Origin of the sequence: Caulobacter sp. D5, assembly GCF_003185805.1 — a bacterium.
Lineage (GTDB): Bacteria > Pseudomonadota > Alphaproteobacteria > Caulobacterales > Caulobacteraceae > Caulobacter.
In genome coordinates this window covers 1-6323 of the sequence record NZ_QHJY01000300.1, presented here as the reverse complement: position 1 = coordinate 6323, position 6323 = coordinate 1, and the positions used below count along the sequence as shown (strand labels likewise).

General features: G+C 67.4%; 11 protein-coding genes. 6 read left to right on the top strand and 5 right to left on the bottom strand.

The genetic code is table 11. The features are described 5' to 3' along the window. Positions 1-403: 403 nt before the first annotated feature. Together DMC18_RS18535 and DMC18_RS18530 are read left to right on the top strand one after the other, a co-directional pair. Entirely contained in the window at positions 404-823 is a 420-nt protein-coding gene (locus DMC18_RS18535) for a MucR family transcriptional regulator (RefSeq protein WP_110120882.1), read from the top strand. Between the two features lie 224 nt (positions 824-1047). Beyond that, positions 1048-1545, top strand: a complete 498-nt coding sequence (locus DMC18_RS18530; protein ID WP_110120885.1) for a PAS domain-containing protein — start codon at positions 1048-1050, stop codon at positions 1543-1545. Positions 1546-1551: 6 nt separating this feature from the next. Here DMC18_RS18530 and DMC18_RS25690 read toward each other — a convergent pair whose 3' ends face one another. Then, the gene (locus DMC18_RS25690; protein ID WP_146218131.1) at positions 1552-1881 is read right to left on the bottom strand and encodes a hypothetical protein; all 330 of its coding nucleotides are present in this window, start codon (positions 1879-1881) and stop codon (positions 1552-1554) included. Between DMC18_RS25690 and DMC18_RS18520 the strand changes: the two genes are divergently transcribed. Next, the gene (locus DMC18_RS18520) at positions 1880-2644 is read left to right on the top strand and encodes an alpha/beta fold hydrolase (RefSeq protein WP_110120880.1); all 765 of its coding nucleotides are present in this window, start codon (positions 1880-1882) and stop codon (positions 2642-2644) included. The two genes, DMC18_RS25690 and DMC18_RS18520, sit on opposite strands and share 2 nt — an antisense overlap. 19 nt (positions 2645-2663) lie before the next feature. Here the strand turns inward: DMC18_RS18520 and DMC18_RS18515 are convergent, their stop codons facing one another. From DMC18_RS18515 to DMC18_RS18500, 4 genes are read right to left on the bottom strand one after another with little or no spacing between them, the layout of a single operon-like run. Next, entirely contained in the window at positions 2664-2885 is a 222-nt protein-coding gene (locus tag DMC18_RS18515) for a hypothetical protein (protein WP_110120879.1), read from the bottom strand. A gap of 29 nt (positions 2886-2914) precedes the next feature. After that, positions 2915-3826 carry a ribokinase gene (locus tag DMC18_RS18510; RefSeq protein ID WP_110120878.1) on the bottom strand — a complete coding sequence of 304 codons (912 nt, stop codon included), beginning with the start codon at positions 3824-3826 and terminating at the stop codon, positions 2915-2917. Between the two features lie 42 nt (positions 3827-3868). Continuing rightward, a complete protein-coding gene (gene fliP / locus DMC18_RS18505) occupies positions 3869-4666 on the bottom strand; it encodes a flagellar type III secretion system pore protein FliP (protein WP_110120877.1) in 798 nt (265 codons plus the stop codon). Next, positions 4666-5001: a flagellar biosynthetic protein FliO gene (locus tag DMC18_RS18500; protein ID WP_110120884.1), complete on the bottom strand. Its 336-nt coding sequence runs from the start codon at positions 4999-5001 to the stop codon at positions 4666-4668. The genes fliP and DMC18_RS18500 overlap by 1 nt, the downstream gene beginning before the upstream one ends. A 111-nt stretch (positions 5002-5112) precedes the next feature. Between DMC18_RS18500 and flgB the strand changes: the two genes are divergently transcribed. The 3 genes from flgB to fliE are packed head-to-tail and all read left to right on the top strand — an operon-like array spanning position 5113 to position 6304. After that, positions 5113-5556 (top strand): flagellar basal body rod protein FlgB, encoded by a 444-nt coding sequence (flgB, locus tag DMC18_RS18495; protein WP_110120883.1) that lies wholly within the window; start codon positions 5113-5115, stop codon positions 5554-5556. An 11-nt stretch (positions 5557-5567) separates the two neighbouring features. Beyond that, positions 5568-5987: a flagellar basal body rod protein FlgC gene (flgC, locus tag DMC18_RS18490; protein WP_110120876.1), complete on the top strand. Its 420-nt coding sequence runs from the start codon at positions 5568-5570 to the stop codon at positions 5985-5987. Between the two features lie 11 nt (positions 5988-5998). Then, the gene (fliE, locus tag DMC18_RS18485; RefSeq protein ID WP_110120875.1) at positions 5999-6304 is read left to right on the top strand and encodes a flagellar hook-basal body complex protein FliE; all 306 of its coding nucleotides are present in this window, start codon (positions 5999-6001) and stop codon (positions 6302-6304) included. Positions 6305-6323: the final 19 nt, after the last annotated feature.

The window sequence follows — 6323 nt, the reverse complement described above, 5'->3', positions numbered from 1 at the left end:
CCCCCATCCCAACCCTTCCCCCATCAAGGGGGAAGGGCTTTTTTGGCGCGGCGCATTTCAAAAAACACCTGGGTTCCCGCTTTCGCGGGGATTTTACGGAGGAAGGGGCGCTTCCCTGTTTTGCAGCCCGCCCTCTCAGGCAAGAGGGGGACTTCTTGAGAAAGCGACGCAATACTAGTCCGCTCGGTCAAGTTGGTTGAACGTGTTCAGTCAATAGTACGGAAAATGCAAATTTCAACTCACGACCTTGAGTTGTCATCCGGCTTGTGTCGGCTATCCGTCAGTCAATATTCCATGGATTCAGCTATTGCCCAGTTTTACTGGCAAGCTTATCCATATGTGGACTTCGCGTGTGAGGCGGCGCGCGTCGAATAAAAGAAAACAGAGAGAACGGGAGAGCGCCATGGAAGAAGACATCCCCCTGGTCGAACTGACCGCGAGCATCGTCGCCGCCTTCGTGGGCGGCAATGCGGTGCCGACGGCCGAGATGCCGGCCCTGATCCGCAGCGTGCACGCCGCCCTGTCGGCGGTCGGCGCGCCGGAGGCGGCCGCGCCCGAGCCGAAGGAGCCGGCGGTGCCGGTGCGGCGCTCGGTGACGCCCGACTACATCGTCTGCCTGGAGGACGGCCGGCGCTTCAAGTCGCTGAAGCGGCACCTGCGCACGCAGTACGACCTGAGCCCTGAAGACTACCGGGAGAAGTGGGGGCTGCCGTCGGACTACCCGATGGTTGCGCCAAACTACGCCAAGGCGCGTTCGGAGCTGGCCCGGCAGATGGGCCTGGGTCAGACCGGGCGAGGGACCCGCGGCGCCCGCAAGGGGTGAGTCTGAGCGTTCATTTACCCTAAATCAATCAATCGCTTGTGGTTAAGCTCGAGCGAAACGCCAACGCCCGGTCGCTGTCCCAGCGGCCGGGCGTTGTGCTTGCAGATTGACTCGCCAGCAGAATCTTTGTTGGCGAACGCGATTTTTCGCTTCCGCCGATTCGGTGCTTAAGACATAGTGAATGCGCGGTGAATCACCGTGATTCCAAAGACTTGTTAAGGACTCTGAAGATGTCCGCGCAATTGAGCGCATCCGCCACGGCGGCGCGCGCTCATCAGGAAATGTTCGCATACTGGGCGTCCCTGCGCCGTGGGGCGAACCTGCCTGCGCGTGTCGATCTTCAACCTTCCGGCATCAAGCGCCTGCTTCCGACCGTCAGCCTGACCGACGTGGTGCGCGAGCCGCGCGACTATCGCCTGCGCCTGGCCGGCACCGGCCTCTACGGCGTCTATGGCCGCGAGATCACCGGCCGCAAGCTGGACGAGGTCTACAACACCGCCGCCGCCGACTACTGGCGCAAGGAGCTGGACAAGGTGGTCGACGAGCGTCGTCCGGGCGTGGGCGTGCACAGCCTGGCCTGGCGCGGCGCGCCGCACGTCTCGATCCTGTGGCTGCGCCTGCCGCTGGCCAGCAACGGCAAGGACGTCGACATGATCCTGGGCTACGACGCCGTCGTCGGCGCCCAGGCCGAAGGCTCGTTCAGCGGCATCCGCGCGGCCTGACCGGCGCTAGAAGCGCCGCTTGAAACGACGTTTGCCGCGCTCGTTGAACACCACCCAGATCATCGACAGCATCAGGCCAAGGATCAGCGTGGGCGCGATGACGAACGACGCCGGCGGTTCCTCGCCGAAGCAGTAGGCGACCGGCGTCAGGCTGTGGCTCTTCATCTTCGCGGTCGCGGCTTCGCCTGCGGCTTCTTCGTCCACGATCGGCTCCAACTCAGGGCTCGGCATATCTGAAGGCTCGCGGGCGAGCTTGGCAAGCTTGACCTCAAGTTGCGCCCGCCGCTTCGCTGCGCTAGCAATCGAAACGATTGTTTGAATTACGGTGGATCGCATGCCCAGCTTCACGACCTCGGACGGCCTGTCGATCGCCTATCAGGTCTGGGGCGAGGACGAGACGCGGCCGCCGGTGGTGCTGCACCACGGCTTTTCGGCCAGCGGCCTGATCAACTGGAAGGGGCCGGGCGTCGTCGACGCCCTGGTCGCGGCGGGGCGCAAGGTGGTGGCGATCGACGCGCGCGGCCATGGGGCGTCGGACAAGCCGCACGACCCGGCCTTCTACGGCGAGGCGCGGATGGCGCGCGACGTCGGCGAGTTGATCGACCACCTGGGCGCGGCGGCCATCGACCTGGCCGGCTATTCGATGGGAGCGATCGTGTCCCTGATCTGCGCCAGCCAGGAGCCGCGCGTGCGCCGGTTGGTGACCGGCGGGGTGGGCGAGGGCGTGGTCGCCACCGGCGGGGTCGACACCCGCCACGTGCCGAGCGAGGCCATCGTCGAGGCGCTGCTGACCGAGGATCCCTCGACCATCCGCCATCCGGCCGCCGCGCCCTTCCGCCTGTTCGCCGACGCCATCGGCGCTGATCGCAAGGCCCTGGCGGCCCAGGCCAGCGTCGTCCACGCCAAGCCGATCGCGCTGGATGCGATCACGGCGCCGACCTTGGTGGTCGCCGGCGACGACGATCCGCTGGCGGTGCATCCCGAGCGGCTGGCCGCGGCCATTCCCGGCGCGCGGTCGCTGCTGGTCGGCGGCGATCACCGCTCGGCGGTGGCCAATCCGGCTTTCGCCCGGGCGATCGTGGAGTTCTTCGCGGACTGAGGGTGTAGGGCGGGGGGCGCTATTTTCGCTCTGGCCAGCGGCAAATGGCGATCAGGACCATGCCGCCGATGAGGAAAATCCCTCCCAGGGTCAGCCAAACGCCAAGATCGACCCCGGCCTCCATCGCCCACTGCCGCGACGTCTGACCCCGATCGCCGGCGGCGAAGATCAGCATGCCAAGGCCCGTGCCGAAGAATATGCTCCCGATCCAGAAGCCTATTTTCGGCGTCAGATCCTCCATCAGCCCGGTTCCTTCCAGCCCGAAGGGCCTCAGCCCTCCAGGAACTGCTCGACTTCGCGCTTGCCCGGCATCGAGGGGGCGGCGCCCGGCTTCTGCACGGAGAGGGCGGCGGCGGCGTTGGCCTGTTCGACGGCTTCGCGCAGGTCGAGATTGGCCGACAGGCCCGCGGCCAGGGCGCCGCAGAAGCAGTCGCCGGCCCCGACGGTGTCGACCGCCTTGACCTTGCGGCCCTCGACCAGGAAGGCCTCGTCGCGACGCACGGCGGCGACGCCCGAGGAGCCCAGGGTGACGATGATCGTCTGGTCCGGGCGGCTCATGAGCTTGCGGGCGGCCTTGGAGACCTCTTCCAGCTTGGCCGGCTCGTGGTCGAGACGGGCGTAGGTGGCCAGCTCGGTCTGGTTCAGGATGAGAATGTCGGTCAGCGGGAACAGGGCCGCGCCCTGGGGCAGGGCAGGGGCGGCGTTCAGCACCCGCAGGCCGCCCTTGGCCGCGCCAGCCTTGAACAGGGCTTCGATGGCGGCCGCCGGGGTCTCCAGCTGGGCCAGCAGCACGCGCTGGCCCTCCAGCGGGGTGGCGGCCACCTGCTGGGGCGTGATCATCATGTTGGCGCCGCCGGTGACGACGATCATGTTCTCACCGCTGTTGGACACCCAGACGTGGGCCTGGCCGGTGGGGGCGCCCGACAGCTCCACGACGTCGGCCACCTGCACGCCGTAGCCAGCCAGCTTGGCCTTCAGGCTGGAGCCGCTGTCGTCCTTGCCGACCGCGCCCATCAGGCGGGTGGGGGCGCCCATGCGGGCGGCGGCGACGGCCTGGTTGGCGCCCTTGCCGCCGAGGAACAGCTCCAGCGACAGGCCGGCCACCGTCTCGCCCGGCCGCGGCAGGTCGTCGACCCGCGCCACGGCGTCCAGATTGATCGAGCCCAGTACGAAAACGCCCATCGGTCTTGGTCTTCTGTTCTTGTCGTCAAAGAATATCGCGCGTCAGCCGCCGCCGGCGCCGCGCTGGAAGCTTTCCACCAGGCTGCCGCAGACGAGTCGCCAGCCATCCACTAGCACGAAGAAGATCAGCTTGAACGGCAGGCTGACCGTGGCGGGCGGCAGCATCATCATGCCCATGCTCATCAGCACGCTGGCGACCACCAGGTCGATGACCAGGAACGGGATGAACAGCAGGAAGCCGATCTCGAAGGCGCGCTTCAGCTCCGAGATCATGAAGGCCGGGGTGACCACCTTCAGCGGGGTGTCCTGGGCGACCTTGGGCTTCTCGATCTTGGAGAGGCGGATGAACAGGGCCAGATCGTCTTCGTCGACCTGGCGCAGCATGAAGGTCTTCACCGGCCCGCCGGCGGCCTCGAAGGCCTCGGGCAGCTCCATCTGCTTGTCGAGCAGGGGTTTGACGCCGGCGTCGTAGGACTGCTCGAAGGTCGGGCCCATGACGATGGCGGTGAGGAACAGCGCCAGGCTGATGATCACCGGGTTGGGCGGGCTCTGCTGCACGCCGATCGCCGTGCGCAGCAGGCCCAGCACCACGACGATGCGGACGAACGAGGTCGTCATGATGACGATCGACGGGGCCAGCGACAGCACGGTCAGCAGGCCGACCAGCTGGACGACCCGCTCGGTGAGGCCAGCGCCCGTGCCCAGGTTCACGTTGACCGCCGACTGGGCCATGGCGAAGGACGGGCCGAGCGTGGTGGCGAAGGCGGCCAGCACGGCGATGGCCGCGGCGCGGCGCAGGTCCTGCGGGTGGGCGCCGGTGAGGGACTTGAGCAGGCTCATCAGGCCACGGGCTCCGGCTGGGCGGGGGTCTCGGCGGAAGGCGTAGAAGAAAGGGCGGGAGAGGGCGCGGGGGCGCCGGCGGGGGTCCAGTCCAGCAGGCGGCCGTCGCCCAGCAGCACCAGGCGCTCCTCGCCGTCCATGCGGCACAGCACGAGGCGCCGGGATGGATCGAGCACCAGGGTCTCGACCACCTGCAGGCGGCGCTCGCGGCGCTTGGAAACCAGGCGGTTCAGGGTGTCGGGGCCGAATCGGCGCAGGGCCACGGCGGCCAGGCCGATGAGGCCCAGCGTGACGGCCAGCGCGGCGACGGCGCGGATGAGCAGAAAGACGTCCATGGCGCGCGGACAGGATTCCAAGAAGAGAAAGGGCGCGGCGAGGCGCCGCATCCCTGGTGTGCCCTACGGGTATTAATGCCGAATTAACCCTGTTTCTTCACCATGATCCGCATGGGTCCCGACGACATTCCCCTCTTCGCGATGCTCAAGAGCCGGCTCGGCTATCTGAACGAGCGGCAGAAGGTCGTCGCCCAGAACGTGGCCAACGCCGACACCCCCGGCTACCAGCCGCGGGACCTGAAGGCCTACACCTTCCAGGCCTCGCTCGACGCCCAGGCGACAGGCTCGTCCTATCGCGGCGGCGGCGCGGCGCCGGTCGGCCCGGTGAAGATGCTGGCGACCAGCAGCGGCCACATGGCGCCGGCCACGACTGCCACCCCGTGGCGCTCGCCGACGGGCGCCGACAGCGAGACCACCCTCGATGGCAATTCCGTGAGCCTCGAGGACCAGATGCTCAAGATGACCGATGCGCGCATGAACTACGACGCGGCGGTTTCCTTCTATCAGCGCTCGCTGGCGATGCTCCGCACCGCCTCGCGCAAGCCCAACGGTTGAGGACGCGCTAGATGGCTGAAATTCGATCCCAGTCGACGGCGGCGATGGCCGTGGCGGCCAGCGCGCTGAAGGCCCAGCAGGGCCGCATGCGCATCATCGCCGAGAACATCGCCAATGCGAACTCGACGGCCCGCACGGCCGGCGGCGACCCCTACCGCCGTCAGGTGCCGGTGTTCCGCCCGACCAAGGTCGAGGGCGCCGAAGGCGTCAACATGATCCGCGTCGATGGCGACGAGAGCGCCTTCAAGACCGAGTACGACCCCGGCAACCCGGCCGCCGACGCCAAGGGCTACGTCAAGCTGCCCAACGTCGACACCCTGGTCGAGGCGCTGGACATGAAGGAGGCGCAGCGCGCCTACGAGGCCAACCTCAACGTGATCGAGACCGCGCGCAGCATGCAGTCGCGCACGCTCGACATCCTGAAGAAGTAGGGGGCTAGGCGATGATCACCGCGCTCGCCGCTTCCAAGGCCTACGCCGCCACCGGCTCGACGCCGCTGTCGCTGGGCAAGAGCTCCAGCGAACCCAAGAAGATGGACTTCGGCGACATGCTGAAGTCGGCCATGACCGACACGGTGCAGTCGTCGCGCCAGGCCGAGCACAAGATCGCCCAGCAGGCCGCCGGCAAGGCCGAGATGATCGACGTCGTCACCGCCATCTCCTCGGCCGAAGCCAGCCTGGAGACCGTGATCTCGATCCGCGACCAGGTGATCTCGGCCTATCAAGAGATCATGCGGATGTCGATTTAAGGCGTAATTCCCTCTCTCT